The 25,862-nt window shown below is 70.7% G+C and carries 27 protein-coding genes, 2 tRNA genes and 1 pseudogene; 19 read left to right on the top strand and 11 right to left on the bottom strand.

The genetic code is table 11. The features are described from left to right. Window positions 1–247: 247 nt before the first annotated feature. Both dnaG and ABD191_RS07705 read left to right on the top strand, forming a co-directional pair. Window positions 248–2,095 (top strand): DNA primase, encoded by a 1,848-nt coding sequence (gene dnaG / locus ABD191_RS07710; RefSeq protein ID WP_425560671.1) that lies wholly within the window; start codon window positions 248–250, stop codon window positions 2,093–2,095. A gap of 3 nt (window positions 2,096–2,098) precedes the next feature. After that, the gene (locus ABD191_RS07705) at window positions 2,099–2,614 is read left to right on the top strand and encodes a hypothetical protein (RefSeq protein ID WP_344078379.1); all 516 of its coding nucleotides are present in this window, start codon (window positions 2,099–2,101) and stop codon (window positions 2,612–2,614) included. A 1-nt stretch (window position 2,615) separates the two neighbouring features. Here ABD191_RS07705 and ABD191_RS07700 read toward each other — a convergent pair whose 3' ends face one another. Further along, window positions 2,616–3,452, bottom strand: a complete 837-nt coding sequence (locus ABD191_RS07700) for a glucose 1-dehydrogenase (protein WP_344078377.1) — start codon at window positions 3,450–3,452, stop codon at window positions 2,616–2,618. A gap of 52 nt (window positions 3,453–3,504) precedes the next feature. On the opposite strand from ABD191_RS07700, the gene ABD191_RS07695 reads away from it, so the two are divergent. Next, entirely contained in the window at window positions 3,505–4,185 is a 681-nt protein-coding gene (locus ABD191_RS07695; RefSeq protein WP_344078375.1) for a ThuA domain-containing protein, read from the top strand. Between the two features lie 19 nt (window positions 4,186–4,204). Here the strand turns inward: ABD191_RS07695 and ABD191_RS07690 are convergent, their stop codons facing one another. Beyond that, a complete protein-coding gene (locus ABD191_RS07690; RefSeq protein WP_344078373.1) occupies window positions 4,205–4,522 on the bottom strand; it encodes a hypothetical protein in 318 nt (105 codons plus the stop codon). A 198-nt stretch (window positions 4,523–4,720) separates the two neighbouring features. Here ABD191_RS07690 and ABD191_RS07685 point away from each other — a divergent pair. Together ABD191_RS07685 and ABD191_RS07680 are read left to right on the top strand one after the other, a co-directional pair. Continuing rightward, window positions 4,721–4,793, top strand: a tRNA-Asn gene (locus ABD191_RS07685). A gap of 80 nt (window positions 4,794–4,873) precedes the next feature. Next, window positions 4,874–4,950 (top strand) — tRNA-Ile (locus tag ABD191_RS07680). 247 nt (window positions 4,951–5,197) lie between these two features. Here the strand turns inward: ABD191_RS07680 and ABD191_RS07675 are convergent. From ABD191_RS07675 to ABD191_RS07665, 3 genes are all read right to left on the bottom strand, one after another. Next, window positions 5,198–5,572, bottom strand: a complete 375-nt coding sequence (locus tag ABD191_RS07675; protein WP_344078371.1) for a type II toxin-antitoxin system VapC family toxin — start codon at window positions 5,570–5,572, stop codon at window positions 5,198–5,200. After that, window positions 5,569–5,823 (bottom strand): type II toxin-antitoxin system Phd/YefM family antitoxin, encoded by a 255-nt coding sequence (locus tag ABD191_RS07670; RefSeq protein ID WP_344078369.1) that lies wholly within the window; start codon window positions 5,821–5,823, stop codon window positions 5,569–5,571. Before ABD191_RS07670 ends, ABD191_RS07675 begins: the two co-directional genes overlap by 4 nt. Window positions 5,824–6,129: 306 nt before the next feature. After that, window positions 6,130–6,774: a hypothetical protein gene (locus ABD191_RS07665; RefSeq protein WP_344078367.1), complete on the bottom strand. Its 645-nt coding sequence runs from the start codon at window positions 6,772–6,774 to the stop codon at window positions 6,130–6,132. Window positions 6,775–6,934: 160 nt separating this feature from the next. On the opposite strand from ABD191_RS07665, the gene ABD191_RS07660 reads away from it, so the two are divergent. Continuing rightward, window positions 6,935–8,998, top strand: a complete 2,064-nt coding sequence (locus ABD191_RS07660) for a sensor histidine kinase (protein WP_344078366.1) — start codon at window positions 6,935–6,937, stop codon at window positions 8,996–8,998. On the opposite strand, the gene ABD191_RS07655 is transcribed toward ABD191_RS07660, so the two are convergent. The 4 genes and pseudogenes from ABD191_RS07655 to ABD191_RS07640 form a co-directional block, all read right to left on the bottom strand. Beyond that, complete coding sequence (locus tag ABD191_RS07655; RefSeq protein ID WP_344078364.1) at window positions 8,974–9,303, bottom strand: response regulator transcription factor; 330 nt, start codon at window positions 9,301–9,303, stop codon at window positions 8,974–8,976. The two genes, ABD191_RS07660 and ABD191_RS07655, sit on opposite strands and share 25 nt — an antisense overlap. Window positions 9,304–9,373: 70 nt before the next feature. After that, window positions 9,374–9,643, bottom strand: a pseudogene (locus ABD191_RS07650) (response regulator); the annotation flags it as partial. 50 nt (window positions 9,644–9,693) lie between these two features. Beyond that, a complete protein-coding gene (locus ABD191_RS07645) occupies window positions 9,694–10,077 on the bottom strand; it encodes a hypothetical protein (RefSeq protein ID WP_344078362.1) in 384 nt (127 codons plus the stop codon). Next, entirely contained in the window at window positions 10,070–10,492 is a 423-nt protein-coding gene (locus ABD191_RS07640; protein ID WP_344078360.1) for a helix-turn-helix domain-containing protein, read from the bottom strand. The genes ABD191_RS07645 and ABD191_RS07640 overlap by 8 nt, the downstream gene beginning before the upstream one ends. Window positions 10,493–10,784: 292 nt before the next feature. On the opposite strand from ABD191_RS07640, the gene ABD191_RS07635 reads away from it, so the two are divergent. The 9 genes from ABD191_RS07635 to ABD191_RS07595 all read left to right on the top strand — a co-directional run bounded on the left by ABD191_RS07635 (window position 10,785) and on the right by ABD191_RS07595 (window position 19,378). Further along, window positions 10,785–11,549, top strand: a complete 765-nt coding sequence (locus tag ABD191_RS07635) for a FadR/GntR family transcriptional regulator (RefSeq protein WP_344078358.1) — start codon at window positions 10,785–10,787, stop codon at window positions 11,547–11,549. Next, the gene (locus tag ABD191_RS07630; protein ID WP_344078356.1) at window positions 11,542–11,913 is read left to right on the top strand and encodes a cupin domain-containing protein; all 372 of its coding nucleotides are present in this window, start codon (window positions 11,542–11,544) and stop codon (window positions 11,911–11,913) included. Before ABD191_RS07635 ends, ABD191_RS07630 begins: the two co-directional genes overlap by 8 nt. A 4-nt stretch (window positions 11,914–11,917) precedes the next feature. Beyond that, complete coding sequence (locus ABD191_RS07625; RefSeq protein WP_344078354.1) at window positions 11,918–12,391, top strand: cupin domain-containing protein; 474 nt, start codon at window positions 11,918–11,920, stop codon at window positions 12,389–12,391. Continuing rightward, a complete protein-coding gene (locus ABD191_RS07620) occupies window positions 12,388–13,632 on the top strand; it encodes an amidohydrolase family protein (protein WP_344078352.1) in 1,245 nt (414 codons plus the stop codon). Before ABD191_RS07625 ends, ABD191_RS07620 begins: the two co-directional genes overlap by 4 nt. 87 nt (window positions 13,633–13,719) lie before the next feature. Beyond that, window positions 13,720–14,691, top strand: a complete 972-nt coding sequence (locus ABD191_RS07615) for an ABC transporter substrate-binding protein (RefSeq protein ID WP_344078350.1) — start codon at window positions 13,720–13,722, stop codon at window positions 14,689–14,691. Further along, window positions 14,678–15,517 (top strand): ABC transporter permease, encoded by an 840-nt coding sequence (locus ABD191_RS07610; RefSeq protein WP_344078348.1) that lies wholly within the window; start codon window positions 14,678–14,680, stop codon window positions 15,515–15,517. The genes ABD191_RS07615 and ABD191_RS07610 overlap by 14 nt, the downstream gene beginning before the upstream one ends. Beyond that, window positions 15,514–16,293, top strand: a complete 780-nt coding sequence (locus ABD191_RS07605) for an ABC transporter ATP-binding protein (RefSeq protein WP_344078346.1) — start codon at window positions 15,514–15,516, stop codon at window positions 16,291–16,293. The genes ABD191_RS07610 and ABD191_RS07605 overlap by 4 nt, the downstream gene beginning before the upstream one ends. Further along, window positions 16,290–17,015: an aldolase/citrate lyase family protein gene (locus ABD191_RS07600; protein ID WP_344078344.1), complete on the top strand. Its 726-nt coding sequence runs from the start codon at window positions 16,290–16,292 to the stop codon at window positions 17,013–17,015. The genes ABD191_RS07605 and ABD191_RS07600 overlap by 4 nt, the downstream gene beginning before the upstream one ends. Window positions 17,016–17,119: 104 nt before the next feature. Then, window positions 17,120–19,378 carry a transketolase-like TK C-terminal-containing protein gene (locus ABD191_RS07595; protein ID WP_344078417.1) on the top strand — a complete coding sequence of 753 codons (2,259 nt, stop codon included), beginning with the start codon at window positions 17,120–17,122 and terminating at the stop codon, window positions 19,376–19,378. 175 nt (window positions 19,379–19,553) lie between these two features. Here the strand turns inward: ABD191_RS07595 and ABD191_RS07590 are convergent, their stop codons facing one another. Beyond that, on the bottom strand, window positions 19,554–19,862 hold the full coding sequence (locus tag ABD191_RS07590; protein ID WP_344078342.1) for a hypothetical protein: 309 nt from the start codon (window positions 19,860–19,862) through the stop codon (window positions 19,554–19,556). An 83-nt stretch (window positions 19,863–19,945) separates the two neighbouring features. Here ABD191_RS07590 and ABD191_RS07585 point away from each other — a divergent pair, with 83 nt between their 5' ends. Next, window positions 19,946–20,674 carry a VOC family protein gene (locus tag ABD191_RS07585; protein WP_344078341.1) on the top strand — a complete coding sequence of 243 codons (729 nt, stop codon included), beginning with the start codon at window positions 19,946–19,948 and terminating at the stop codon, window positions 20,672–20,674. Here ABD191_RS07585 and ABD191_RS07580 read toward each other — a convergent pair. Next, on the bottom strand, window positions 20,671–21,054 hold the full coding sequence (locus tag ABD191_RS07580) for a DoxX family protein (RefSeq protein WP_344078339.1): 384 nt from the start codon (window positions 21,052–21,054) through the stop codon (window positions 20,671–20,673). The genes ABD191_RS07585 and ABD191_RS07580 overlap by 4 nt on opposite strands. A 150-nt stretch (window positions 21,055–21,204) precedes the next feature. Between ABD191_RS07580 and ABD191_RS07575 the strand changes: the two genes are divergently transcribed. The 3 genes from ABD191_RS07575 to ABD191_RS07565 all read left to right on the top strand — a co-directional run bounded on the left by ABD191_RS07575 (window position 21,205) and on the right by ABD191_RS07565 (window position 25,827). Then, window positions 21,205–22,092 (top strand): RNA polymerase sigma-70 factor, encoded by an 888-nt coding sequence (locus ABD191_RS07575; protein WP_344078337.1) that lies wholly within the window; start codon window positions 21,205–21,207, stop codon window positions 22,090–22,092. Between the two features lie 87 nt (window positions 22,093–22,179). After that, complete coding sequence (locus tag ABD191_RS07570; protein WP_344078335.1) at window positions 22,180–24,858, top strand: helix-turn-helix transcriptional regulator; 2,679 nt, start codon at window positions 22,180–22,182, stop codon at window positions 24,856–24,858. A 105-nt stretch (window positions 24,859–24,963) separates the two neighbouring features. Next, window positions 24,964–25,827, top strand: coding sequence for an alpha/beta hydrolase family protein (locus ABD191_RS07565; RefSeq protein ID WP_344078333.1), 864 nt, complete (start codon window positions 24,964–24,966; stop codon window positions 25,825–25,827). Window positions 25,828–25,862: the final 35 nt, after the last annotated feature.

The following is a 25,862-nucleotide window of genomic DNA, read 5'->3' as shown; positions in this document are numbered from 1 at the left end:
CCACCGCCCCATTTTCGCGCCTCCAGGGCGCCCGGCCACGGGCCCGATGATTTGGGCGGAAAGGCGCGCTATTCGGGCGTGTCATGACACGCGGAACCACCCAAACGTCGGAGAGCGAGGACCAGCGCGCGAGCATCAGAGCCGGCGAGCGCCTGGCGGGCGGGTATCGGCCGGCGGGGCCGGGGGACAGGTGGGGTGCGGGTGGGGTGGTGGGGCAGGATGGGGGGCGGTAGGGACGGAGGTGGCGGTGGCCGGCAAGATCCGCGACGAGGACATCGCGCTCGTGCGCGATAAGACGTCGATCGTCGACGTGATCTCCGAATCGGTGACGCTGCGCTCGGCGGGCGGCGGCAACCTCAAAGGGCTGTGCCCGTTCCACGACGAGAAGACGCCGTCGTTCAACGTGTCCGCCACCCGCAACGTCTTCTACTGCCACGGCTGCGGGGCTGGTGGCGACGCGCTCAAGTTCGTCATGGACCACGAGCACCTGACGTTCGTCGAGGCGGTCGAGCGGCTGGCCGCGCGCGCCGGGGTGCAGTTGCGGTACGTGGAGGCCGGCCCCGCTCCCGTACGGGCGCAGCAGGGCAACAAGCAGCGGCTCATCGCGGCGCACGCGGCCGCCGCCGAGTTCTACGCCGCCCAGCTCGCCACTCCCGCCGCCCGCGCGGCGCGGGAGTTCCTGGCGCAGCGCGGCTTCGACCGCGTGGCCGCCCAGCGCTACGGCTGCGGGTTCGCCCCCGACTCCTGGGACGCCCTCGCGCATGAGCTGCGGCGACGCGGCTTCTCCGTCGAGGAGATGATCAACGCGGGGCTGGCCAAGCAGGGGCGGTCCGGGCCGATCGACCGGTTCCGCCGCCGGCTGCTCTGGCCGATCAAGGACCTGGCCGGCGACATCATCGGGTTCGGCGCGCGCAAGCTGTTCGACGACGATGACGGCCCGAAGTACCTGAACACCCCCGAGACCGCGATCTACAAGAAGTCGCACGTCCTCTACGGCATCGACCAGGCAAAACGCGAGATCGCCAAGCAGGGGCGGGTGGTGATCGTCGAGGGTTACACGGACGTGATGGCCTGCCACCTCGCCGGCGTACCGCTCGCGGTCGCGACCTGCGGCACCGCGTTCGGCGGCGACCACATCGGGGTGCTGCGCCGCCTGCTCATGGACACGGACGCGTACGGCGGCGAGATCATCTTTACGTTCGACGGGGACGCGGCCGGCCAGAAGGCCGCCCTGCGCGCCTTCGAGGACGACCAGAAATTCGTCGCGCAGACCTTCATCGCGGTCAGCCCGGACGGCATGGACCCGTGCGAGCTGCGCCTCGCCCACGGCGACGCGGCCGTGCGCGACCTGGTCGCCCGCCGCGAGCCGCTCATCGCGTTCGCGCTGCGTTCCACCCTCGCCCGCTACGACCTCGACACCGCCGAGGGCCGGGTGGGCGCCCTGCGCGTCGCCGCCCCGCTCGTCGCCAGGATCAAGGATCGGGCGCTGCGCCCGGAGTACGCCCGCAAGCTCGCCGGCGACCTCGGCATGGACGTCGAACCGGTCACCCGGGCCGTGGCCGCGGCGGCCGGCCGCCAGGGTGACGCCGTGGCACCCTCCCCACGCACCGCCCCGGACGCCAATGACCCCCGCGTCCTCGTCGAGCGAGAGGCGCTCAAGCTGGCCATCCAGGAGCCCGTGCTCGCCGGCCCGGCCTTCGACGCCCTCGACGCCGACGTGTACCTGCACCCGCTCCACGTGACCGTCCGCGAGGCGGTGGGCGCCGCGGGCGGGGCCAGCTCGGCCGTCGGCGGGGTCAACTGGGTCGAGGCCGTCCGCGACGCCTGCGACGACCTGGGCGCCAAGGCGCTCGTCGGCGAACTGGCCGTCCAGCCGCTCATGGTCGACGGCGACCCCGATCCCCGGTACGTCACGATCACGCTGGCGCGCCTGCAACTGCACGCTGTGAGCCGCCGCATCGCCGACCTCAAGTCCAAGCTGCAACGCATCAACCCGGTCACCAACCAGGACGATCACCTGCGTCTGTTCGGCGAGCTGGTCTCGCTGGAAGGCCAGGCGCGCGCCCTGCGCGAGCAGACGGTCGGAGGGCTGTAGACCATGTGGGGACGCGGCAAGAAACTGCCGGCCGAGCGCCGGCCCGCGCTGGAACGCGACGAGCGCGTCCTCGGCTGGGCGCGCACCACCGACGACGGCACTGTCGTCACCACCAACCGGGGCCTGTGGCTGCCCGGTCGCGCGGAGCGGCTCGGCTGGCATGAGATCCACAAGGCCACCTGGGACAACCCGCGCCTGACGATCACTCCGGGCGCCCCGGTCGGGGACGGCGACGGGTACACCATCATGGCCGACCAGCCGCCCATCCGGGTCTCCCTCACCGATCCGGGCGACGTACCGTCCCAGATCAACACCAGGGTGACCCGCTCGGTGGCTGTCAGCACCCATCACACCCTGGCGGCCGGCGGGGCCGTGCGCGTCGTCGGCCGGCGCGTACCCGGCGTCGACGGCGTGACCTGGCATGTCCGCTACGACGAGGGCACGGACGCGCACGACCCGCTCGTGGTCCTGCAGACGGCCCAGCTGGTGGCCGAGGCCGCCTACGTGCCGACCGAATGACTCACAGGATCGGCTTGCCGCCGGTCACCGGGATCACCGCGCCCGAGATGTAGCTGGCCTCGTCCGAGGCGAGCAGCACGAACACGGGTGCCACCTCTTTCGGCTCGCCGGCCCGGCCGAGGGGAGTGTTCTTGCCGAACTCCGCCACGTGGTCGGGCGGCATCGTCGACGGGATCAGCGGCGTCCAGATCGGCCCCGGCGCCACCGCGTTCACCCGGATGCCCCGGTCGCCCAGCAGCTGGGCCAGGCCCGCCGTGAAGTTCGCGATCGCGCCCTTCGTCGTGGCATAGGGCAGCAGCGTCGGCCGAGGCTGGTCGGCGTTGATCGAGCTGGTGTTGATGATCGAGGCACCCTCGCCCAGGTGGGGCAGGGCCGCCTGCACCAGCCGGAACATGGCGGTGATGTTCACGTCGAAGGTGTGCAGCCATTCCTCGTCCGAGATCTCCTCGACCTTCTCGTGGGTCATCTGGTAGGCGGCGTTGTTGACCAGCACGTCCACCCGGCCGAACTCCTCGACCGCCCGGTCGATCACCGCCTGGCACTGCGCCCGGTCCGATAGGTCGCCCGGCACGAGCACGGCCCTGCGGCCGGCCGCCTCCACCAGCGCCGCCGTGTCGCGGGCGTCGTCGTCCTCGTTCAGGTACGAGATGAGCACGTCCGCCCCCTCCCGGGCGAACGCGATGGCGGTCGCGCGGCCGATGCCGCTGTCGCCACCCGTGATGATCGTGGCCTTGCCGGCGAGCCGGCCCGAGCCCCGGTAGGACTCCTCGCCGTGGTCGGGCTTACGGTTCATCGCCGAGGTCGTGCCCGGCGGCTGCTGTTGGGGTTCCTCGCTCATGCCTGGCCCTTACCCCCGCCACGGCCGGCGACACGTCCGTTAGCCTCGCGGGATGGCCAGCCCCCGCGTCCTCGTGTTCTCCAGAACCACCGGGTACCGGCATGAGTCCATCCCCGCCGGGGTGGCCGCCCTCCGCCGCGTCGCCACCCGGGCCGGCTTCGCCGTGGACGCGACCGAGGACCCGTCCGTCTTCACGGGCGCGGACCTCCGGACGTACCAGGCAATGGTTTTTCTGCAGACCACGGGCCCGGTGTTGGACGCGGCCGCACGCGACGCGGTGGCCGGGTTCATTACCGGTGGCGGCGGGTTCCTGGGCGTGCACGCGGCGATCCTCGCGGAGCCCGACTGGCCGTTCTACCGCGACCTGCTCGGCGCGGAGTTCACCGGACACCCGGAGGTCCAGGCCGGTGTGGTCGACGTCCGCACGCGTGATCACCCGGCCACGGCCGGGCTCCCGCCGCGGTGGGAACGGGTCGACGAGTGGTACGACTTCGCGGCCCGCCCGACCGGCGTCCGGACGCTCCTCGCGGCGGACGAGGCCAGCTACGCCGGCGCGACCATGGGGGAGCCGCACCCGCTGGCCTGGTGTCACGACCGGCTCGGCGGGCGCATGTTCTACACGGCCCTGGGACACACCGTTGAGGCGTACTCGGAACCGCTGTTCCTGGAGCACCTCAGCGGCGCGCTGGGCTACGTCACGTTTGAGGGCCCGACGCCGGGCCCTCAAACGTGAGACGCGCCCATGAGCCGGATCAGAACGCGTTGGCGGTGAAGCCCGCCCGACGGTTCGCCGTATCCCAGGCACCCTCCGTGTCGGTGTCGGTCTCGCTCGCGGAAGACTGCGAGCGACGGTCCTTCACGGAGTGAATCTTGTCGGTGACGACGTTCTTGCTCTGGTCGTACAGCTTGGTGGCCTGCGCCTGAACGACACCGGCCGCCTCCTGCACCGTGGGGCTCTCCCAAACCTGACGGCCCCGCGCCACGATCTGCTCGTAGCGCTGCCGACCGGCCTTGGAGCCCAGCACGTAGCCGACCGCCAAGCCGCCGATGAACAGAAGCTTGCCGCGCATGGTCAATCCCCTCTCTGCCGTGCTGCCCGGTGACTCCCATCCTGCCCGCCCCGGCCCCGTTTCATGCTTCATCCTGCCGGGTGCGTCCCTGATCTGTCCTGGCTGGGGACTGATGTCCGGCTCTGCGGATGCGCGCGGGATACCCCCTGGCGCGAACCCCCCAATCGTTGTGTACTCTTGTCGAGGCCTCAGGCACGGTCCCCCGTAGCTCAATTGGCAGAGCAGCCGGCTGTTAACCGGCAGGTTTTTGGTTCGAGTCCAAACGGGGGAGCTCCACTCGACGATCATGGACGGGATCTTGGCGATCCCGTCCATTACTCGTTTGCCCTCCGTAGGTAAGCTGTCCGCGCCGGGGCGGTAGCTCAGCCGGTTAGAGCAGGGGACTCATAATCCCTGGGTCGCGGGTTCGAGTCCCGCCCGCCCCACCATCTCCGCAGGTCAATGGCCTGTTCGCGGCGCCGCGTGGCGGTCAATACCAGGGCGTACAGCAGCGAAGTACAGCAACGGGCCGCCGCCATCATCGGTCGAGGCTTTCGCCCAGGCGCTTGAGCGCGTCTCGCGTCTGCTGCGACGAGACCACGGTGTATATCTCCGCGCTCGGAATGGTAGGGGGCGGCCAGGGGGCGAGCTGGGCCTGGTCTCTCGCGGGTATCAGGCGTGGACCGAGCTGTCTGATCACACCTTGAGGACGTCCACGTCGTACAGCGTTATCGACGCGTCGCGGGAGGCAAGGGTCAGCCCTTCGGTGATTGCCTGCGCCACCAGCATGCGGTCGAAGGGATCGCGGTGATGCGGTGGCAGGCGGCCGGCGGCGATAGCGTGGGCGTGGGTCACCGGGAGTTCTCGGAAGCCCATGTCTCTTACCCGCTCTGCGAGGTCAGGGGGTCCGGCGAGTTTCCCCGTATTCTGTTTGATGGTGATTTCCCACAGGGTGACCGGGGAGAGGAAGACGTCCGGCTCGTGGCGTAGTCGGTCGAGTAACTCGGTGCCGAGGGTCGGGTCACCGGTAATGGCCCAGAGCGCGACGTGAGTGTCCAGCAGCAGGTTCATGCGCCGATGCCGAAGTCGTCGGCGATCTCGGCATTGGTCTGTGGTGAGTCCCAGTCGCCAGAGAGGTCCAATTGGCCGGCGAGGGAGCCGATTGCGGTGCGGTTGGCCCGCCGGACCAGCGGTACGATCTTCGCCACCGGGGTGCCCGCCCGGTCGATAATGATCTCCTCGCCGTGCTCCACCCGTTCGATGATGCGCGACAGGTGGGTCTTGGCATCGTGCATGTTGTAGTGCGCCGCCTCAGCCGACATGGCGCGACCCCCTCGCCTAGCTAAGGGGTTAGTTTAGCCTGCCTGGCCGCGTGCGTCAGCGGTCTTGGCTGCTCAGGGCCGGGGTCGCCAGACGCCGTCCGCGCCCGCCGCAACGACGACGTCATCATCACGCGGATGGGCAACGCCCGCGTCAACGAACTCGTTGCGGCGTTGCCCGCGCAGGCGTGGTGCCGCATCTCCGCCGGCGCCGGAGCACACAACCCTCGCGTCCACGACTGGGCCCGGGTACCGATCGGGATGGTAGCCGCAGGGTTCAGGTGCGGCTACCACTCTCGGCCGGCCGGGTCAGGCGTCGCGGCGGGCGGCGGCCAGCAGCGCCCGGGCGATCGCGAGGAGCCCGACGAACAGCAGAATGTCCGTTGCCACGGTGAGGCCGATGTTCCCCTCCCGGCCCGGGATGAACAGCACGCCACCGGCCACCAGCACAATGCCCGCCCAGGCCGGCACCTGCCCTGCCCGCCACAGCAGGACGCCGATGAGGATGAAGGTGACCGGGCCGAGCGCGCCCCACGGGTACATGGCGAAGAAGCCGATGACCTGCTGGCCGGTCGCCAACTCGTTATCGGCGTCGAAGGAGCGGCCGTAGTACTCCATGTCGATGCTGTGCAGGCCGAAGCCAACGCTCGCCGCATAGGTGGCGGAGAGGATGAGCAGCGCCTTGGACCACCGCCGGAAGCGCGGCTCCATGAGGCGGGACACGCCGGCGAAGGTGAGGATCAGGGCGAAGACCGTCCAGACGACGAGTGTGCCCCCCAGAATGCCGTTGTTCATCGCGTCGTTCGTGAAGCCGCCCCGGACGATGAAGGCGATGGTGCTCGCGACGAGCAGGATCGCCGCGAGCACGGCGGCGACGCCGTAGATGCGGGTCGGCAGTGCCGGCGCGGCGGTGCCGGCGGCCGGTGCGACCTCGCTGGTGGTCGTTGCGGTCATGGGGACTCCCGTTCGAAGAGGGACCGTTGGACACACGGTCGCAATGAAGGGGAGTCGCCCGACAGCGTGGCAACACCCGATCTGGGGTGTGGCCAGCACGCTCCGCGGGCTTCGGCCCACACGCTTCCAGCAGCGTGCGCGGCCGCCCATACTCGGTCGCATGCTGCCCAGGGACCGCCGCCGTGCGCTCGGCGTCACGGCCGTGGCCGGGACCTTGGCGGTGGTGGTGGTCTTTGCCTCGATGTGGTGGCGGCAGCGTCCCCTCGACGCCTACCTGAGTCTGTTCCTGCTCCACAACGGCCCACCGGCGGTGGTCCTGCTGTGGATGTCGCGGCTGGTGCTGCTGCGCCGGCCCGGCAACGGGGCCGGCCGCGTGCTGCTTGCGATCGGGCTGCTGAGCGTGGCCCACTCCGTTGCCGCGGCCCTCGCCGACGCGCGCATCGTGGCGGCCGGCTTCAGCGGGCCCGAGGTCTTCGAGCTGCCGCAGTACCAGATGGCCTGGCTTCCGCTCGACGCGGCGGTCCCGGTGTGGGTGCAGGCCTGGATCTGGGTGCCGACGGTGGTGCTCACGGCCACCGTCCTGTTGCTGCTCTTCCCCGACGGTCAGCTGCCGGGACCGCGCTGGCGGTGGGCGTCCGGCGCCGCGCTGGGCGGAGCCGCGCTGTTCATGCTGGGAAACGCCATCGACGCCTGGCCGGGCAGCACGTGGACCAACGTGGCCTACCCGCCCGTCATCGATGTGCTGCTCGCCTCGGGCGGCCTGCTCATCATCGGCGCGACGGTCGCCAGCGTGGTCGCGCTCGCCCTGCGGTGGCGACGGGCCCCGGCCGGGCAGCGCTACCCGTACCGCATGATCGGCGCGACTGCCGGGACGATGGCGCTGGTAATGATCCTGCTCTACCCCACGCCGTGGTGGGATGCCTACATCGTCGCCAGCCTCATCAGCCTCTACGCGCTGCTGACCGTCTATTCCCTGGCGGTGGCGCGGTACCGGCTGCACGACCTGGAGCCGCTCCTCGGCCGAGCCGCCGTCGCGGGCATCCTCTCGGTCGTCGCGATACTGATCTACGTCGGCATCGTCATCGGGGCCGGCACGCTGGTCAGCCGGCGGTTCGAGGATCAGCTCCTGGCGCTGCTGGCGGTCGCTGTGGTGGCCGTCGCGGTGGAACCCGTACGGCGTCGGGCCCGCCGCCTCGTCGACCGCGTGCTGTTCCGGCGTCACGCCGACCGTACGGAGGTCGTGTCGCAGCTCGCCGCCCGTACGACAGGCTCACCGGGCGCCGCGGCGGTCCTCGCCGACGCCGTCGAGCTGCTGGTGCGCAGCACCGGAGCCAGCCGCGCGGAGGCGTGGCTCGGCGGGTCGCGGGTTGCCGCCACGGGGCCGCCGCCCGCGGGGGAGCCCGTGCTTGAGGCTGAGATTGTCCACAGTGAACAGCGCATCGGCACGCTGCGGCTGTTCGCGCACGCCAGCGTCGACCTGACCCCCGACGCCGCCGCGGTGCTGGGGGACGTGGCCAACGTGGTCGGGGTCGCGGTGCACAACGACCAGTTGTCCGCCCAACTGCGCGAGCGGTTGGAGCAGCTCCAGGCGGTCAGCCGCCGGCTGGTCGAGGCGCAGGACAGCGCCCGGCGCAGCCTGGAGCGCGACCTGCACGACGGGGTACAGACGCGGCTGCTGTCGATCCGTATGCGCGCAGGCGCCGCGCACGCGCTGGCCTCCGGCCGTGGGCTGGGCGAGCTGGCTGACGCCCTGGGTACGGTCGCGGACGAGGTCGACTCGGCGGTCACCGAGCTTCGCGGACTCGCGCGCGGCCTCTACCCACCGGTGCTGCGCAGCTCCGGCGTCGCCTCGGCGCTGACCCTGCACTGCCAGGACCTGGGCACGCCGGTGACGGTGGAGGCCGACGGCGTGGGCCGCTGGGAGCCGGCGGTGGAGACCGCGCTCTACTTCACCTGTCTCGAGGCGGTGCAGAACGCGGTACGGCACGCTGGTGCGAGACGGGTGACGGTACGCCTGGCCGCGTCCGGCGACGGGCTCCGATTCACTGTGGCCGACGACGGCGTCGGTTTCGACCCCGCGACGCGTACCGGGGGCACCGGCCTGACCAATATGGACGACCGGATCACCGCGCTGCGGGGACACATGACGATCGACTCCGCGCCGGGTCGCGGTACGCAGGTGACGGGTGTGGTCCCGGCTCAGCCGCGCAGCGTCGACAGGTAGAGAGCCGCAGCCCGTACCCGCCGGTGCACGCGGGTGTCGTCGGGCGGCAGGTCGAGCTTCTCCATTACCGAACTGACGTGCTTCTCGATGGCCCGGACGGAAAGCGTCAGCTCGTCGGCGATGGACTGGTTCGACAGCCCCGACGCGACGAGCTTGAGCACCTGCACCTCCCGGTCGGTGAGCCGGGCCAGCTTCGAGGCGTCGTGCTGACGGCGCCTGGACGAGGGCGTCCACGACGAGCGGGTCCAGCACCGTGCCCCCGGCGATGACCGTGTCGAGCGCGTGCCGCAGTTGGGCCACGTCACCGACCCGCTCCTTGAGCAGGTAGGCGCGTCGGGCGGCGCCGGGTTCGAAAAGCCGGCGGGCCCACTCGGGCTCGATGTACTGGGACAGCACGACGACCCCGAGTTCCGGATGGCTGCGGGCCAGCGCCTCGGCCGCCCGGATGCCCTCGTCGTCGTGGTCGGGCCTCATCCGCACATCGGTGATCACCGCATCGGGACGGTGTGCCTCGACCGCCGCCAGCAACGCCTCGACATCCTCAACCGTGGCGACCAACTCGACGCCGCCGTGGGCGCGCAGCACCGCGCGCAGCGCCTCCCGGATCAGGAAGCTGTCCTCAGCCACGACGACCCGAATCGTCATGGGCGCTCACCTTACGCGGTGCTGACGGCGCGACACGCCTGGCGCGGCACTCAGTGATCGCGGATGGCCGCCTCGATCGCGCGGACGGTCGCTTCCGGGTCGTCGACCTCGATGTAGAGCCGGGTGAAATCCTCGCTGTCCACGGTGATGACAATGGCCTTGTCCGGGTTCCCGACATCCCAGAACACCCGGTCGCCATCCTGGGAGAACGTCCCGCCGAGGTAGCGGCCGTACCAGTCCGTGCCGAGGACCTTCCGTCCCGGCCATTCTGAGACCTTTGAGAAGCCCGGGAATCGTGTGGAGATTCCGGGATCGACCGTCGCCCCGCGCACGTGGGTCAACGGGATCGTCAACTCACTCTTGAGAGTCCACAGCTTCCGCAGGCCCTCTATGGTGACGACAAGGTCGCTGGCGGTGACCGTGACCTTAGCCAATGTTTCCTCCCTGCGGGTCGGGACGTCGAGGTGATGGATCGGGCGCGACGCCCGCTCGCCTGAGCAGCCGAGAGAAGATGACGTCGCTGGCAGACCCGGTGCGCTGGTGCAGGCTCGTTAGAACCTCGCGTGTGCGGGCGGCGACCGTGGGGTCGTGGGCGGCTCTTTCTCGGAGGGCAACCACGGTCAGGTCCAGCACCAGATCGTCGTCGTGCGGCGTGTGGCCGGTTGCGTGCAGATAGGCGTAACGGAACAGCTCCGCCTTACTCCCGAAGGCGCCGTAGAGGCTTCCGCGCAGTAGGCCCGTTGCGGACACCAGGTGGCTGATCGACGCACCTTCGTAGCCGCGGTCAGCGAAGGCCTGTGCGGAGACGCGAAGCACATGATCGCGATCGAATCTTGGTGTGCCTGCCATGCCTCAACCTATCTTTGTTTGATCGGTTGGTCAAACATCGCTCGGTGGCCAACTCTAGCGCTATGCGGCCTTCGTGGCGTTCGGCCACGGGTGGGCGTTTGTCGCCCGGCATCCGTCGCTGATGCGCTCACTTTGTCGCCCGCGACGGGCTCCCGGCCGGTCGCATAGATCCATCTGTATTGGTTCTGAGCAGCGGAAATACTACTTTTGGCTCTTGACATGATGTTGGGGGCTCCTGCGATATTGGACGGACCAATTTTCAACAGGTCGGACCGGTTCGGAGGAGCTGCTTGTGTCTGCCGTAGCGGATGTGCGGGACCAGATCCTGGCCCTTCTCGCCGAGACGCATGCCGCTGGCGAGGTGAAGCTGCCCAGCGAGCGGGCGCTGGCCAGCAGGTTCTCCGTCAGCCGTTCGACCGTGCGGGAAGCGCTGCGCGGCCTGGCCGACCAGGGCGGCATCGTCGCCAACCACGGCTCCGCGTGGGTGGTGCAGACCGGCACGAAGCAGCTGGTCCAGGCGCTCGGCCTGCAGTTGCAGTTCGGCGAGCTGACGCACGACCAACTGCTGGAGAGCCGCCTCGTGATCGAGCCGCCGGTGGCGTCGCTGGCCGCGCAGCGGCGCAGCGTCGAGGACCTGGCCGAGCTCCAGCGGCTGTACCTCTTCATGAGCGAGGCGGAGACGGATTCGGAGTTCCTCCGGTACGACATCGCCTTCCACGAGCAGTTGGCCCGCTGCACCGGCAACGGATACTTCGTGCTCGCGGTCACGCCGCTGCTGGTCACGCTCAGCGAGACCCGGCAGGAGAGCCTGGTGGAGCCGTCCCGGCGCCCCATGGTGCTCGACGAGCACCGCACGATCCTCGACGCGATCCACGCCCGCGACTCGGCGACGGCCGGCTCGGCGATGCGGGAACACATCGGCTCGTTCGCCCGAAGCGTCGGTCTCGCCATCGTCATGGACGCCGTCGCACCACGCCGGCGCGCCGCCGGCGGCAGCACCGCGCGACCGCGGAAGGCGGCGGCCGCTAAGCGCCAACCTAAGGAGAGCGATGGCTGAGCCACGACTGTTTCTCACCGAACCGGCGATCTGTCTCAGTGCCGCGGGCGGTGTGCAGATCGCCACGCCGCCGCGGCTGAACCTGATCGTGGGAACCCAGCTGATGGCCGTGAAGCTGGTGCTGCCCGCGGGCTTCGACCACCCCTGGCACAACCATCCGGAGCACGAGTCGATGGGCGTCGTGGTGCGGGGGCGGGTGCGCATGCGGATCGGCGACGACGACGACATCGAACTGGGCCCCGGCGACGTCTGGCACCACCCCGTCGGGGTCTACCACTCCACCCACGCGCCGGAAGAGGCGTGGGTGGTCGAAATGCACAGCCCTCTTCGACCGGATCTGGTCGGACTGCAAAACAAGGAGTAGACGCATGGGCATCCAGGTAATACGACAGGCTGACCTGAAGCCTTTCTGGGGCAACACCAACAACGACGTCCCCGGCCACGGCCGTTGGATCATCACGCCGGTCGGCGGACCCGAGGGCTACCTGCACATGAACCGCAACGACCCCGGCGCGGTCACCACCGAGTCGTGCACCGGCGGGCTCATCGTCCTGCCGTCGGGCGTCTCCTCGCCCGGCGTGCACGTACACAACGACTTCGACGAGATCTACGTCGTGGTCTCCGGTCGTGCCGCGGCGCTCGACGCGGACGGCAACGACCACCACCTCGGCGAGATGGACTGGGTGTGGATCCCGCGCGGCACCTTCCACGGACTGCGCAACACGGGCTTCACCGACGCTCGGGTGCTCTACTTCCAGACCGGCGTCGAGCGGGCGGGCTTCCAGACCGGGCAGGCCGAGGACCTCGGCGGCTCGACCTGGCGACTGGGCGACAACTCATGACTCGCACAGTCATTCACGGTGGTGCCGTCTTCGACGGCATCGCCCGTGGCTCGCGTCCGGCGACGGTCGTCCTTGAGGACGGTCTGATCGCCGACGTGCTCGACGACGGGTCCGTCCCGGCCGCGGACGTCACGATCGACGCGTCCGGTGGCACGGTGCTGCCGGGGCTGACCAACGCCCACGTGCACCTGTCCTTCATGTATATGACCGGTGACGTCAGCAAGGTGCTCACCCGGGGCGACGCCGACCTCTACGCCCACGCGTTCCGGGTCTCCAAGGTCCTGCTCGCCCAGGGCATCACCCTGGCCCGGGACATGGCCGGACCGCGCGGCATCCACCTGGCCGTCCGCGACATCATCAACGACGGCCGGCTGCTCGGCCCGACGGTCATCGCCTGCGGCAGCCCGCTGGTGGCCTCCGGCCGGCACGCCTGGTCGGTGTGCATGGAGGCGGACGGCCCGGACGAGATGATCGCCGCGGTGCGGCAGCAGTTCAAGGAAGGCGCCGACTTCATCAAGCTCATGGCGAGCGATGACCCGGTGGTCGCCCCGGACGGCACACACACCCTGCCCGGCTTCTCGGCCGAGGAGGTCGCCGCCGCCTACGCGGAGGTGCGCCGGCACGGCGCGCTCGCCTGCTGCCACGTGATGGGTGAGGAGGCGATCCGTACCGTCCTCGACAACGGCGCCGACATCATCGACCACGGCCACTACCTGACGGACGAGCTGGCGCGCCGGATGGCCGCCGACGGCGTGTACCTGACGCCGACCATCAGCTCGTACGACGTGCAGACCACGCACCCCCGGTTCGACCGCGGCCAGGTCTGGGCCGACCGGCACACGCCGCTGATCCCGCCGCACAAGTCCGCGGTCCGCGCCGCCATCGACGCTGGCGTGAAGATGCTGGTGGGCACGGACACGGTCGGCTGTTTCGCCGAGGAGGTCGCGCTGTTGCGCGAGGCGGGCATGGACCCGCACGACTCGTTGCTGGCCTGCACCAGGTGGCCGGCCGAGGCGTTCCGGATGGCCGACCGGCACGGGACGATCGCGCCCGGCCTGCGGGCCGACATCGCCATCGTCGACGGCGACCCACTGGCCGACCCCTACGCGCTGGAGCAGGTACGCCAGGTCATCAAGGGTGGCGAAATCTACGAGTCGGCGCAGCTCGTCGCGGACGAGCGGCGTCTCAGCAAGAACATCTGGGAGCTCGCGCTCTCGCCGAAGTCGGCAGACGCCGGCTGATTGTTTCGAAAACAGTATCAACCCCACTCAGCCCCCCTCAGCCCCCTCAGTTGGGAGTTACGGCACATGAGATCACGCATAGTAAAAATGGCCACCGCTCTGGGAGCGGCCACCGTCCTGGCCGTCGCCGCCACCGGCTGTGGTAGCGACTCCGAATCCGGCTCCGGCTCGTCCGCCACCGACGCCGTCAACATCCGAGTGGGCATCATCAAGGCATCGGCCTGCGCCCCGACCACCCTCTGGGAGAAGCACCTTCCCCCCGGTTCCAAGGTCACCCCGAGCTACTACACCGCACCGGCTGACCAGGTCACCGCACTGCTCGCGGGCAGCATCGACGTGGCCTGCACCGGCCTGACCATCGCGATCGTGGCCAACGCGCAGTCCCAGCCGATCCGGGTCATCGCCCAGACCGCCACCAAGGGCACCGGCGTCATCGTCGGCAACGAAAGTGGCATCAACTCCGTCGCCGACCTGCGCGGCAAGACCATCGGCTACGCGCCGAACTCGATCCATGACGTGGTCGCCCGGCAGCTGCTCGTGGGCGCGGGCATGAACCCCGGCACGGACGTGAAGATGGTCAAGGTCGGCCTCGCCGACATGCCGACCGCGCTGTGCGACAAGCAGGTCGACGCCTTCGTCGGCAACGAGCCGAACTCGTCGGTCGCCATCCTCAAGAACTGCGGACGGTCCCTGGTCGCCCCGTACGACACCTCCATCGGCACCATCAACGCCGGCATCCTGACCAGCCAGGACGTCATCGACAAGAAGTCGAGCCTGGTCCAGCACGTGGTCTCGGCGCAGGCCAAGGCGATTGACGAGATCACCGCCAACAAGAGCCTGGTGCCCGGGGTGGCCGAGGGTTGGGGCGCGGACCGCGCCGCGACCGAGAAGTCGCTGGAGAACCTCGAATTCGCCTGGAAGATCGACGACACCTTCGTCAAGAACTACCAGGAGCTGGCCGTCCAGCTCAAGGCGATCGGTCTGGTCACCACGGACGTTGACGTCAAGCCGATCGTCAACGACACGTACAGCAAGGCAGTCGGCAGTGGCGGCTCTTGACCCGCCACAGCGTCAGCCGCGCTCCGCGGCGGTGCGGTGGGGAGTCGGTAGCAACCGGCTCACCCGCATCGCCGTGGGGGCGGTGCTGCCGCTGCTGATCCTCCTGGCGTGGCAGTTCTGGGCACCGCACTTCTTCACCTCCTTCCAGCTGCCCAGCCCGGCCAAGGTGGTGGAGGGCGCCAACACCTACATCTTCGGGCCGCGCGACGGCGGGCAGTACTCCGGTACGTTCGTCATCGACCTGTGGGCGAGCCTGAAGCGCGTGGCCGGCGGGTTCCTCGTCGGTGCCCTGATCGGCGTGCCGGTGGGCCTCGCGGTCGGCTTCTCCAGGACGGCCGCGGCGCTCCTCGAACCGATGATCGGTCTGCTGCGCAGCGTCCCCGGCATCTGCTGGTTGCCGCTGGCGCTGATCTGGTTCGGGTTCGGCACGCCGTCCGCGGTGTTCCTGATCTCGCTCGGCTCGTTCTTCCCGATCGCACTGTCCACCATCCAGGGCGTGCGGTTCATCGAGCCCAACCTGATCCGGGCCGCCCGCACGCTGGGCGCCAGTACGCTGCAGGCCGTCCGGACGGTGGCACTGCCCGCCTCGATCCCCTCCGTGCTCAACGGGCTCCGGCTCGGTCTGGCGTACTCCTGGATCTACATGATCCTGGGGGAGTTCACCGGCGTGAACGAGGGACTTGGTGCGTCGTTGCTGCTGGCCCGGGAGAGCCTGCGACCCGACATCATCATCTCCCTGATGGTCCTCATCGGCCTGCTGGGCGTGCTCAGCGACGCGCCGGTGCAGTGGCTGCTGCGTCGAGTGTTCAGGACGGACGTGCGATGAGTGATCTGGTCCGTTTCGACGGTGTCAGCAAGGAGTTCGCCGACTCCCGGTCCAAGAAGGTCACGAAGGCGTTGGACCGGCTGGACCTGGGCATCGCGGAGTCGCAGTTCGTCTGCGTGGTCGGTCCCAGCGGCTGCGGCAAGTCCACGTTGTTGTCGGCCGCGGCCGGCATCGAGCCGCCGACCACCGGCAAGGTGTGGTTCGACGGCGAGGTCGTGACGGGTCCGCACCACAGCCGCGGCATGGTGTTCCAGGACGGCGCGGTGTTCCCGTGGCTGACCGCGCTGGAGAACGTCTGCTACGGCCCTCTCGTGCGTGGCATGGGCAAGAAGGAAGCCAACGCCAAGGCCCGTGAGGTGCTCGAGGCGGTGGGCCTGTCGGGATTCGAGAACCACTATCCGCGTCAGCTCTCCGGTGGCATGCGCCAGCGGGTCGCGATCGCCCGGTCACTGGCGAACGAGCCGCGCCTGCTGCTGATGGACGAGCCGTTCGGCGCACTGGACGCGCAGACCCGGCTCACGCTGCAGGACCTGCTGCTGCGGGTCCGGGAGTCCTACCGGGGCACGGTGCTGTTCGTGACCCACGACGTGGACGAGGCGATCCTGCTGGGCGACCGGGTGGTCGTGCTCAGCAAGCGCCCCGGCCGGGTGGTGCTGGACATCATCGTCGACCTTCCCCGGCCGCGCACCTCGGAGGTGGAGATGGAGGAGACCTTCCTGACCATCAAGCGGCGGGTTCGCGAGGCGCTGCGCGGCGGCGTGGAGGTCGATGCGTGAACAGGTCGGAGGGCAGCGGCGGGGCCGCTCGGCAAAGGCGCGGGGCGGGCCTGTCCGGCATGGCGGTACTCACCCCGACGGCCGACCCGGTCGTCGTGGAGTTGCTGGCACGCGATGTCGACGCCGTCATCCTCGACCTGGAGCACGGCGCGATCTCCGACGCCGAAGCCGGGATCGCGGCGCTCGTCGCGCACGCGAACGGGGCCCGCGTCGCGATCCGCGTCGCCGTCTCGGAGCCGGCCCGGGCGGCGCGGTTCCTCGACGCCGACGGCGACGGCGTGATCGCGGCGCGGGTCGACGACGCGGACACGGCGAGGGCATGGGTCTCGGCCGTCTCGCCGCCGCCACAAGGCCATCGTGGCGTCAGCGCGAGCCGGGTCACCAGCTACGGCCGGCGGGCCGACGTGCTCGGCCCGCCGTGGGTGTGCGTGCAGATCGAGACCGGTCGCGGCCTTGCCGAACTGGACCAGATCGCCGGCGTGGCCGGCGTCGACGCGCTGCTCGTGGGCGAACGGGACCTGAGCTACGACCTCGGCATCCCGGGCGAGCTGGCGCATCCGCAGATCGCGGCGGCTCACGTCGCGGTCGTCGAGGCGGCCCGAAGGCACGGGCTGTCCTACGCCGCCGTCAGCGGCCGGTTGACCGCCGTGGCGGTGCCGGATCTGCAGATCCTGGCGTTCAACACCCTCATAGAACAAGGCATTCGGGAGGTACGGTCGTGATCGAGACAGCACAGGGTACGGGCGTCGACCAGACGCCGCCGGTGGACCGGTCGGTCCCGCTGCTCGAGGAGATCTCGCGCCGGGTGCTGTGGCTCGCCACCCGCATGGTGGACAGCGCCAACCACGACCGGAACACCGGGGACGGGGTGAAGGTCGGCGGGCACCAGGCGTCGTCGGCGTCGATGGTGTCGGTGCTGACCACCCTCTACTTCGCGCACCTGGACGCGGCCGACCGGGTCAGCGTCAAGCCGCACGCGTCACCGGTCTTCCACGCCATCGAGTACCTGCTCGGCCGGCTGGACCGGTCGTACCTCACCAGGCTGCGGGCCCTGGGCGGGCTCCAGTCCTACCCCAGCCGCACCAAGGACCCCGACCAGGTCGACTTCTCCACCGGCTCGGTCGGGCTGGGTGCCGCGGCGCCCCTGTTCGCCGCCGCGGTGCGCCGGTACGTCGACGCGCACTTCGGGGCCCGGCCGCACAGCCGCTTCATCGCCCTGCTCGGCGACGCCGAACTGGACGAGGGCAACGTGTGGGAGGCGGTCGCCGACACCGCCACCGCCGGCCTGGGCAATGTCACCTGGATCGTCGACTTCAACCGGCAGTCGCTGGACCGGGTCGTGCCCGGCGTCCGGATCGGTCAGTGGGACGGGCTGTTCCAGGCGGCCGGCTGGCACACCATCGAGGTCAAGTACGGGCGCCGGCTGCGGAGCGCCTTCGCCCGGCCCGGCGGGGACGCACTGCGGGCCTGGCTGGACGAGATGCCGAACGAGCGTTACCAGGCCCTGTTCGGGATGAACCCCAGCGCGGCGCGGGCACACTTCTGCGAGGGCGCGCCACAGGCGGTCGTCGAACTGCTGCGTGCGGTGCCGGACGCGGAGCTGGTCCCGCTCCTCACGGACCTTGCCGGGCATGACCCGGCGAGCATCCTGGAGGCGTTGCAGGCCGCCGACGCGGTCACCGACCGGCCGAGCGTCATCTTCCTGTACACCGTCAAGGGCTGGGGCCTGCCGATCGCGGGCAACGCGCGCAACCACTCCGCCCTGCTCACGACCGAACAGATCGCCACGCTGCGGGCGGCCAACGGGCTGACCGAGGCCACCGAGTGGGACCGCCTCGACCCGGCCACGCCGGCCGGGGCGCTGGTGGAGCGCCGGCGCGCGGAGCTGACCCGCCCGGCCCCTCGCCAGCACGAGCCGGTCACCGTGCCGTCCGGCACCGGGCTGCGGTCGAGCCGTCCGCTGTCCACCCAGGAGGCGTTCGGTCGGGTGCTGGTGAACCTGAGCCGCGTACCGGAGGTCGCGCCGTTGCTGGTGACGACCGCGCCGGACGTGGCGACGTCGACCAACCTGGCCGGCTTCGTCAACCGCGCCGGGGTGTTCTCGCCGCAGGCGCGGCAGTCCTGGACCGAGGACGCGGTGTTGCGCTGGACGGAGAGCCCCGCCGGCCAGCACATCGAGCTCGGCATCGCCGAGATGAACGTGTTCCTCCTGCTCGGTCAGCTCGGCCTGGCCTGGGACCTGTCCGACCAGCCGCTGCTGCCGATCGGCACGGTCTACGACCCGTTCGTCTGCCGCGGGCTGGACGCGTTCATCTACGCGACCTACTCGGGTTCCCGGTTCGTCGTGGCGGGCACCCCGTCCGGCATCACGCTCGCACCCGAGGGCGGCGCGCACCAGTCGACGATCACCCCGTCGATCGGGCTGGAGCTGCCCGGCGTCGAGCTGCTCGAGCCGGCCTTCGTGACCGCGCTCGACTGGCAGCTGTGCGACGCGCTGGGGCGCATCGCCCGGCAGGAGCCCGGCGCCTACTACCTGCGGTTGAGCACCCGGCCGCTGGACCAGGCGCCGTTCGAGGCGGCCCGGGAGCGCCTCGGCGACGCGGTGCTGCGCCAGCAGGTGCTCGCCGGCGCCTACCGGCTGGTCGACGCCAGCGAGCTGGCCGCGACCGGCGCGCCCGTGGTGACGCTCGCCGCGACCGGCGCCGTGCTGCCGGAGACGCTCGCCGCGGCGGCGGAACTGGCGGACGAGGGCGTCGCCGCACACGTTGTCGACGTGACCTCGCTGGATCGCATCTATCACGGCTGGCGTGGGGCCATCCGGGACGGCGTGCGCTCCGCCCGGCCGCCCGCTCAGCCCGGCGTCCTGCGTACGGCGTTCCCCGCCGGCGTGCCGGTGGTGACGGTGCACGACGCCTCCTCGCACGCGATGGCGTGGCTGGGCTCCGCGCTCGGCGTCGCCTGCGTGCCGATGGGCGTGGACTCGTTCGGCCAGTCCGGCTCGGTGCAGGAGCTGTACCAGGTGCATGACCTCGCGCCCGGCGCGATCGTCAACGCCGCGCTCGCGGCGCTGTCCCTGTCCAGCTGATCCGGACAGGGCCCGGGCCGGAACGGATACCAGCAGTCGCCTGGACCCGTTCCGGCCCGGCCGCACTCCGCTCGGGGGCGTAGGTGTCGTCGTGGTCGCATGGACGTTGTGTGGAAGCGTTGTGGAACCAACGCGCAACACGGTCCCCAGCGACCATCCGCCTCGACGGCCGTTTCTAACCGTAGGCCGCCTCGGCGTGCAGGTGGTCGGTGTAGACCTTCTCCGTACCGTCCGGGTAGCAAGCGTGCGGGATGACCATGCCGTCCGGGGCGCGGTGAAGGTACATCAGCGTTTCTCCCACGACGGCGAAGGAGTAGCCGTCCGGTCGCCGGGTGGCCTGTTTCGCGGCCAGCGGGTTGTCCTCGCTCCACCGGCGCACCCTGTCGTCCATCTCCGGGCTCGCCGCGGCTGCCTGCACCTTGCCTGACATCTGGTCCACCGCGGCCACGTCGAGCACCTCGACCTGCACGTGTTGTTGGTCCACGGTCCTGATTATGCCGTATTTGTCGGGGTCGTCCGGGTCAATACTCGGCTGCGGGTAGCCACGCCGCTCCCTAGGCTGAACCGATGACTTCTCGCCTGTTCGCGGTCAGCTTCGACGCGAGCGACCCCCTGCGACTTGCCCGGTTCTGGTCCGGAGTCCTGGGTCGGGAGATGATCGACGACCCGCGCGACGGCATCGCGCTCCTGCCCGACGACGACACCGGGTTCCGGATCCGGTTCCTGCCCTCCCAGGAACGCAAGAAGGGCCAGAACCGGACCCACTTCGACCTGACGAGTCAATCGGCCGACGAGCAGCAGCGGACGGTCGCCAGGGCGCTGGAGCTCGGCGGCCGGCACATCGACATCGGTCAGGAGCCCGACGATGGGCATGTCGTGCTCGCCGACCCGGACGGCAACGAGTTCTGTGTCATCGAGCCGGGCAACAACTTCCTGTCCGGCTGCGGGTTCCTCGGCGCGGTGAACGGCGACGGCACGCGGGAAGTCGGGTACTTCTGGAGCGAAGCGCTGGGGTGGCCGCTGGTCTGGGACCAGGACGAGGAGACCGCGATCCAGTCGCCGCACGGCGGTTCGAAGTTCACCTGGGGCGGCCCGCCGCTGCTGCCGAAGTACGGCAAGAACCGCCTGCATTTCGACCTCGCCCCGCCCGCGGACGGTGACCAGCAGGCGGAGGTCGAACGGCTGCTCTCCCTCGGGGCGACCCGGCTGGACATCGGGCAGGGCGAGGTGAGTTGGGTCGTGCTGGCCGACCCGGACGGCAACGAGTTCTGCGTGCTCGCGCCCCGATCGGCCTAGAGGAACGACTCGGGGCCGAGGCGACCCCACGCGACGAAGGCGGCCGCGGCGAGATAGGCCAGGTCCACCGCCATGAACGCGAACTCGCGCCGCCGGAGGCGGACGATCGTGGCACCGACCATGATCAGCACCAGGCCGAGAGCGGCCAGCGGTACGAGAACCGGCGCGACGTCGAGTGCCGCGGGTAGCACGAGGCCGATGGCGGCCAGCACCTCCAGGACGCCGATGGTGCGCACAGCACCCTGGCTGAAGTCCTCGGTCCATCGGGCGCTCGGGCCGAACGACGCCAGTCTCTCCTTGCGGATGATGAGCTTGCCGATCCCGCCGGCCAGATAGGCAACGGCCAGGATGCCGGCGACGATCCACAGAGCCACGTTCATGGTGTCCTCCGTTCGGGTGCACGATCCGACCATGAGACGCCGGCGACGCCGTTCGTGTGACAGTGACGGGCGTCACCGCGACGCGCTGTCACGGACGGGCGCTCGCCGGCGTCGTGTGAGGGGACACCCATCAGCCGACGGAGGCGACCCATGAACCAGGACGGCCCCGCCACGGAGGCGTTCGTCGCCCATCGCAACCTCCTCTTCACGGTCGCCTACGAGATGCTCGGCTCGGCGGCGGACGTCGAGGACGTGCTGCAGGAGACGTGGCTGCGGTGGCGCGACGTCGATCTCGACACGGTGCGTGACCAGCGCGCCTACCTCGTGACGATCGCCACCCGCCAGGCGCTGACCCGGCTGCGCGCGCTCGATCGTCGCCGGGAGTCCTACGTCGGCCCGTGGCTGCCCGATCCGTTGCTGACCACCCCGGACGTGGCCGATGACGTCGAGCTGGCCGACAGCGTCTCGACGGCCATGCTGCTGGTCCTGGAGACGCTCACGCCCGTCGAGCGGGCGGTTTTCATCCTGCGTGAGGTCTTCCAGTTCGGGTACGACGAGATCGCCGAGGCGGTCGACAAGAACCTCCCGGCCGTACGGCAGATCGCGCACCGCGCGCGGGCACACGTCGCCGCGCGACGCCCGGTCGGTCCCGTCTCGCCGGCCGAGAGCCGGGCGGCTGTCGAGGCGTTCCAGCGGGCGGTCGAGACGGGCGATGTCAGCAGCCTGCTCGGCGTCCTCGCGCCGGACGTCGTCGCCCTGGGCGATGGTGGTGGCCTGAAGCAGGCGATGCCCCGACCGGTGGTGGGGGCCCAGCGGGTGGCCCGCCTGCTGGCCGTCGGTCTGGAGAAGGTCGGGCAGGCGCTGTCGGTCGAGCCCGCACACATCAACGGCTCGCCGGCACTCCTGCTGCGGCTCAACGGCGAACTCGACAGCGTCATGACCGTAAGCGTCGAGAATGGCCTGGTCACCGGGATCTACACGGTCCGTAACCCGGAGAAGCTCTCGCGCATCGCCCGGGAGACCGCCCTGAGTCGTTGAGCGGTCGGACCCGCCGGACCCGGCGGCCCGAGATTTCCAGGACATCAACTATTACCAATGGCGTGTTAATGCGGTAACACTGGTGTCATGCCGGAGCCGGCATCGATGGCGCTGCACGGGCGGGCGGCCGAGTGGGCTGCCGTCGCCTCGGTGCTCGCGGCGGCCAGGGACCGGGCCGGCGCGGCGGTCGTCCTGGTCGGCCCTGTCGGCACCGGCAAGTCCGCGTTACTGGCGGCGGCCGTCGCGCAGGCGCGGTCCGACGGGTTCGTGGTGGTCTCGTCGACCGGGTCGCCCAACGAGACCGACCTGCCGTACGCCGGCCTGCGACGGCTGCTCGACGGGCCCGCGACCGACGGGGCGCGCGACGCCGAGGCCGCGTTGGCGTCGCTGCGGGACCTGGGCGCGAAACGTCCGGTCCTCGTGGTCGTCGACGACGTCCACCATCTTGACCGGCCCTCGGTCAACGCGCTGTCCTACGTGGCCCGGCGCCTCGCGGGCAGTGCGATCGGCATGGTCTTCGCGGTCGACCCGGACGGCGCGGACCTGCTGGACCGGTCCGTCCCCCGGCGGACGCTGCCCCCGTTGGACGCGCCGGCTGGCCGGGCGCTGCTGGACGACCTCGTCCCGGGCCTGGCCGGGGACGTCGCGGACGCACTGTTGACGGTCGCGGGCGGCAACCCACTCGCGCTCAGCGAACTGGCCCGGTCGCTGTCGCCCGGCCAGGCGCGCGGCGAGGAGGTGCCGCCGGTCACGCTGCCGCCCGACAGCCGGGTGCGCGCGGCGTACCGGCGCCGGCTGGACCGGCTGCCCCCGGCGGCGCGCTGGTTGACCCTGCTGGTGGCGGCCGACGAGGAGATCAGCGTCCACGAGCTGGCCGAGGCGGCCGGCCGCGCGGGACTTGCCCCGCTGGACGAGGCCGTCGCGGCGGGCATCGTGCGCGTCGCGGGGAATCGGGTGCTCATCACCGACCCGCTGGAACGGCAGGTGGCCTATCACGACGCCGGGTTGGCCGAGCGTTTCGCCGCCCACCGGATCCTCGCCCAGGTCACCGCCGGCGGTGCCAACCGCCTGCGCCATCTCATGCACCGGGCCGCCGCGGCCGAGGGCCGGGACGCGCGACTCGCGGGCCGGCTCGCCCGCGCGGCCCGGGCCGGCCCGCCGGTACTGTCGTCGGCCGCGTTCGAGTGCGTCGCGAACCTGAGCCGTCGCCCCCGGGAGGCCGCGAAGGCACTCGTCATGGCGGCCCGCCAGGCGTGGCTGGGTGGTCAGCCGTCCCGGGCTCGGGTGCTTCTGCACCGGGCACGGGCCACGGACCTGCCGGCGGACGTGCGGGGTTGGGCGCAGGCGCTGGAGGGCGAGATCGAGCTGCGCGCGGGAACGACCACGCGTGCCCGGAACCTGCTGCTCAGCGCCGCGAGCACGCTGTCGCGCGACGGGTCCGAGCTGACGCTGGACACGCTGATTCTCGCGGGCGAGGCCATGACGGTCGCCGGGCACCACGCCGACTTCATCGAGCTGGCCAACGTGGTGGCGGCGCTGCACCTGCCCGGCGGCCGGCCGGAGGCGACGTTCCTGCAGGCGTACGCCCATGGTCAGGCGGCGTCGTACAGCGGCGACCTGACCGGGGCGGAGGCGCCGCTGCGCCAGGTCATCGAACTGGCGGCGCAGCTGTCGAGCCCGACGGCGTCGGTGCGCGCCGCCGTGGCCGCCACGCTGCTCGGCGACCCCGTGCGGGCGCACCAGTTGGCCAGCCAGGCCATCGGCCAGGCGACCTCGCGCGGCTCCGCGGCCGTCGTGCCGCAGGCGCTTGAGATCATCTCGTTCTCCGAGTTCGCGGTCGGACGCAACCTGATGGCCGCCGAGGTCGCGGTCGAGGGGTTGCGCGCGGCGCGCGCCACCGGTCAGGAGAGCCTCGCCAACAGCTTCCTGGCGACGCTGGCGGTGCTCGCCGCCATGGACGGCGACCGGGCGACCTGCCACGCGCGGCTGCGCCAGCTCAGGCCGACACCGGTCGACGGCGAGATGAGCCAGACGGAGGCGTTCTCCCGGTGGGCGCTGGGGATCATCGAGTTGTTCGACGGCCACTACCAGGCCGGCCTCGAATGGCTCCGCCCGCTCATGTGCGATGACGACCAGATGCGCGGCAACACGATGATCCGCATCCCCGCCACCCTCGCGCTCATCGAGGCGGCCACCCGGTGCGCCGAGCACCAACTGGCCCGCGACAAGCTGTACATCCTCGACGTATGGGTGGAGCGCTCGCGCACCGCGCCGTGGCTCGCCCTGGCCTGCCGCAGCCACGCTCTGGTAGCTGCCGACGACGCCGAGGCCGAGCGGTACTTCGAGGAGGCCTTGCGCCAGCACCTGGCCGCCGGATCGGACCATGGCCTGGCGCGCACGGAGCTGCTCTACGGGCAGCACCTGCGCCGGGTCCGCCGGCGCGGCGCGGCCCGCGAGCACCTGCGCGTCGCGCTGTCCACGTTCGAGCAACTCGGCGCCACACGCCTCGCGGTCCGGGCGAGGGCCGAGTTGCGGGCCGCCGGCGATCGGGTGGAACCGGCCGGACCGACGGGGGCGCTGACGCCGCAACAGCAGCAGATCGCGGACCTTGTGGCGATGGGCGCGACGAACACGGAGATCGCTGCCCGGCTCTTCCTGTCGCGCCGCACGGTCGAGCACCACCTCGGCAACATCTACCAGCGCCTGGGCATCCGTTCCCGCGTTGACCTGGCCAGATACCGCAAGGACGAACACCGAGACCCGTAAATACCCCGATGTGTACCGGCCGGTAGCGACCACAGACTGTCGGAACTCAACCGGCGCGCGAGCCCCTCCGCGGCCGGCCGTCCCCACATCATGGGAGTGAGCCTCATGCAGTCCGTCCCCCACCGGTTTCTCCGCAGGCGGCTGATCAGTGTCGTGGCGAGCGTCGCGCTGACGCTCGGCATCGTCGCGGTCGGCGAGTCGGCCCACGCCGCCGAGATCGGGCAGGCCCCGACCGCGTCCAACATCACCGGCAACGGCAGCTTCGCCACCACGAGCTCCAGCATCTCCTCGCTGGTGCTCGGCTTCGGCGGTGGCCAGGTGTACTACCCGGTCGCCACCGGCACCTACCCCGTCATCGCGATCTCGCCCGGCTATACCGCTCGCTGGTCGAGCCTGAGCTGGATCGGCCCGCGCCTCGCGTCGTGGGGCTTCGTCGTCGTCGGCATCGAGACCAACACCATCTACGACACCCCCGCCAGTCGCGGTAGCCAGCTGCGTGCCGCCCTGGACTGGGCGGTCAGCTCGTCGGCGCCCAGCGCCGTGCGGTCGCGGGCGGACTCGAACCGTCGTGGCGTCGCGGGCCACTCGATGGGCGGCGGCGGCACGCTGGAGGCCCTCGCGGGCGACACCTCCGGCCGCATCAAGGCCGGGGTGCCGCTCGCGCCCTGGAACCTGGACAAGTCGTGGAGCGGGGTCACCGAGCCGGTCGCCATCGTCGGCGGCGAGACCGACAGCATCGCGCCGGTCGCGACCCACTCGATCCCGTTCTACAACAGCCTGTCGGGCCCGAAGTCGTACGTCGAGCTCAACGGCGGCAGCCACTTCTTCCCGAACACCAGCAACGCCACCGTGTCGCGGGTGCTCGTGTCCTGGTTCAAGCGCTACCTCGAGCAGGACGCCCGGTTCACGCCGTTCACGTGCGGGTTCAGCGGTACGGCGATCTCTGACTTCCGGACCAACGCCTGCTGACGCTCGCGGTCTCAACCCTGAGCCGGATCGGTGCC

This window comes from Luedemannella helvata, assembly GCF_039528415.1.
Lineage (GTDB): Bacteria > Actinomycetota > Actinomycetes > Mycobacteriales > Micromonosporaceae > Luedemannella > Luedemannella helvata.
This window is presented reverse-complemented; position numbering and strand designations above follow the sequence as displayed.

Bases quoted from the DNA above. Each gene is read 5' to 3' on its own strand.
- ABD191_RS07705 (WP_344078379.1), top strand. From the start codon at position 2,099: ATGTGGGGACGCGGCAAGAAACTGCCGGCCGAGCGCCGGCCCGCGCTG.
- ABD191_RS07700 (WP_344078377.1), bottom strand. From the start codon at position 3,452: ATGAGCGAGGAACCCCAACAGCAGCCGCCGGGCACGACCTCGGCGATG.
- ABD191_RS07695 (WP_344078375.1), top strand. From the start codon at position 3,505: ATGGCCAGCCCCCGCGTCCTCGTGTTCTCCAGAACCACCGGGTACCGG.
- ABD191_RS07690 (WP_344078373.1), bottom strand. From the start codon at position 4,522: ATGCGCGGCAAGCTTCTGTTCATCGGCGGCTTGGCGGTCGGCTACGTG.
- ABD191_RS07675 (WP_344078371.1), bottom strand. From the start codon at position 5,572: ATGAACCTGCTGCTGGACACTCACGTCGCGCTCTGGGCCATTACCGGT.
- ABD191_RS07670 (WP_344078369.1), bottom strand. From the start codon at position 5,823: ATGTCGGCTGAGGCGGCGCACTACAACATGCACGATGCCAAGACCCAC.
- ABD191_RS07665 (WP_344078367.1), bottom strand. From the start codon at position 6,774: ATGACCGCAACGACCACCAGCGAGGTCGCACCGGCCGCCGGCACCGCC.
- ABD191_RS07660 (WP_344078366.1), top strand. From the start codon at position 6,935: ATGCTGCCCAGGGACCGCCGCCGTGCGCTCGGCGTCACGGCCGTGGCC.
- ABD191_RS07640 (WP_344078360.1), bottom strand. From the start codon at position 10,492: ATGGCAGGCACACCAAGATTCGATCGCGATCATGTGCTTCGCGTCTCC.
- ABD191_RS07630 (WP_344078356.1), top strand. From the start codon at position 11,542: ATGGCTGAGCCACGACTGTTTCTCACCGAACCGGCGATCTGTCTCAGT.
- ABD191_RS07625 (WP_344078354.1), top strand. From the start codon at position 11,918: ATGGGCATCCAGGTAATACGACAGGCTGACCTGAAGCCTTTCTGGGGC.
- ABD191_RS07620 (WP_344078352.1), top strand. From the start codon at position 12,388: ATGACTCGCACAGTCATTCACGGTGGTGCCGTCTTCGACGGCATCGCC.
- ABD191_RS07615 (WP_344078350.1), top strand. From the start codon at position 13,720: ATGGCCACCGCTCTGGGAGCGGCCACCGTCCTGGCCGTCGCCGCCACC.
- ABD191_RS07605 (WP_344078346.1), top strand. From the start codon at position 15,514: ATGAGTGATCTGGTCCGTTTCGACGGTGTCAGCAAGGAGTTCGCCGAC.
- ABD191_RS07595 (WP_344078417.1), top strand. From the start codon at position 17,120: ATGGTGGACAGCGCCAACCACGACCGGAACACCGGGGACGGGGTGAAG.
- ABD191_RS07585 (WP_344078341.1), top strand. From the start codon at position 19,946: ATGACTTCTCGCCTGTTCGCGGTCAGCTTCGACGCGAGCGACCCCCTG.
- ABD191_RS07580 (WP_344078339.1), bottom strand. From the start codon at position 21,054: ATGAACGTGGCTCTGTGGATCGTCGCCGGCATCCTGGCCGTTGCCTAT.
- ABD191_RS07575 (WP_344078337.1), top strand. From the start codon at position 21,205: ATGAACCAGGACGGCCCCGCCACGGAGGCGTTCGTCGCCCATCGCAAC.
- ABD191_RS07570 (WP_344078335.1), top strand. From the start codon at position 22,180: ATGCCGGAGCCGGCATCGATGGCGCTGCACGGGCGGGCGGCCGAGTGG.
- ABD191_RS07565 (WP_344078333.1), top strand. From the start codon at position 24,964: ATGCAGTCCGTCCCCCACCGGTTTCTCCGCAGGCGGCTGATCAGTGTC.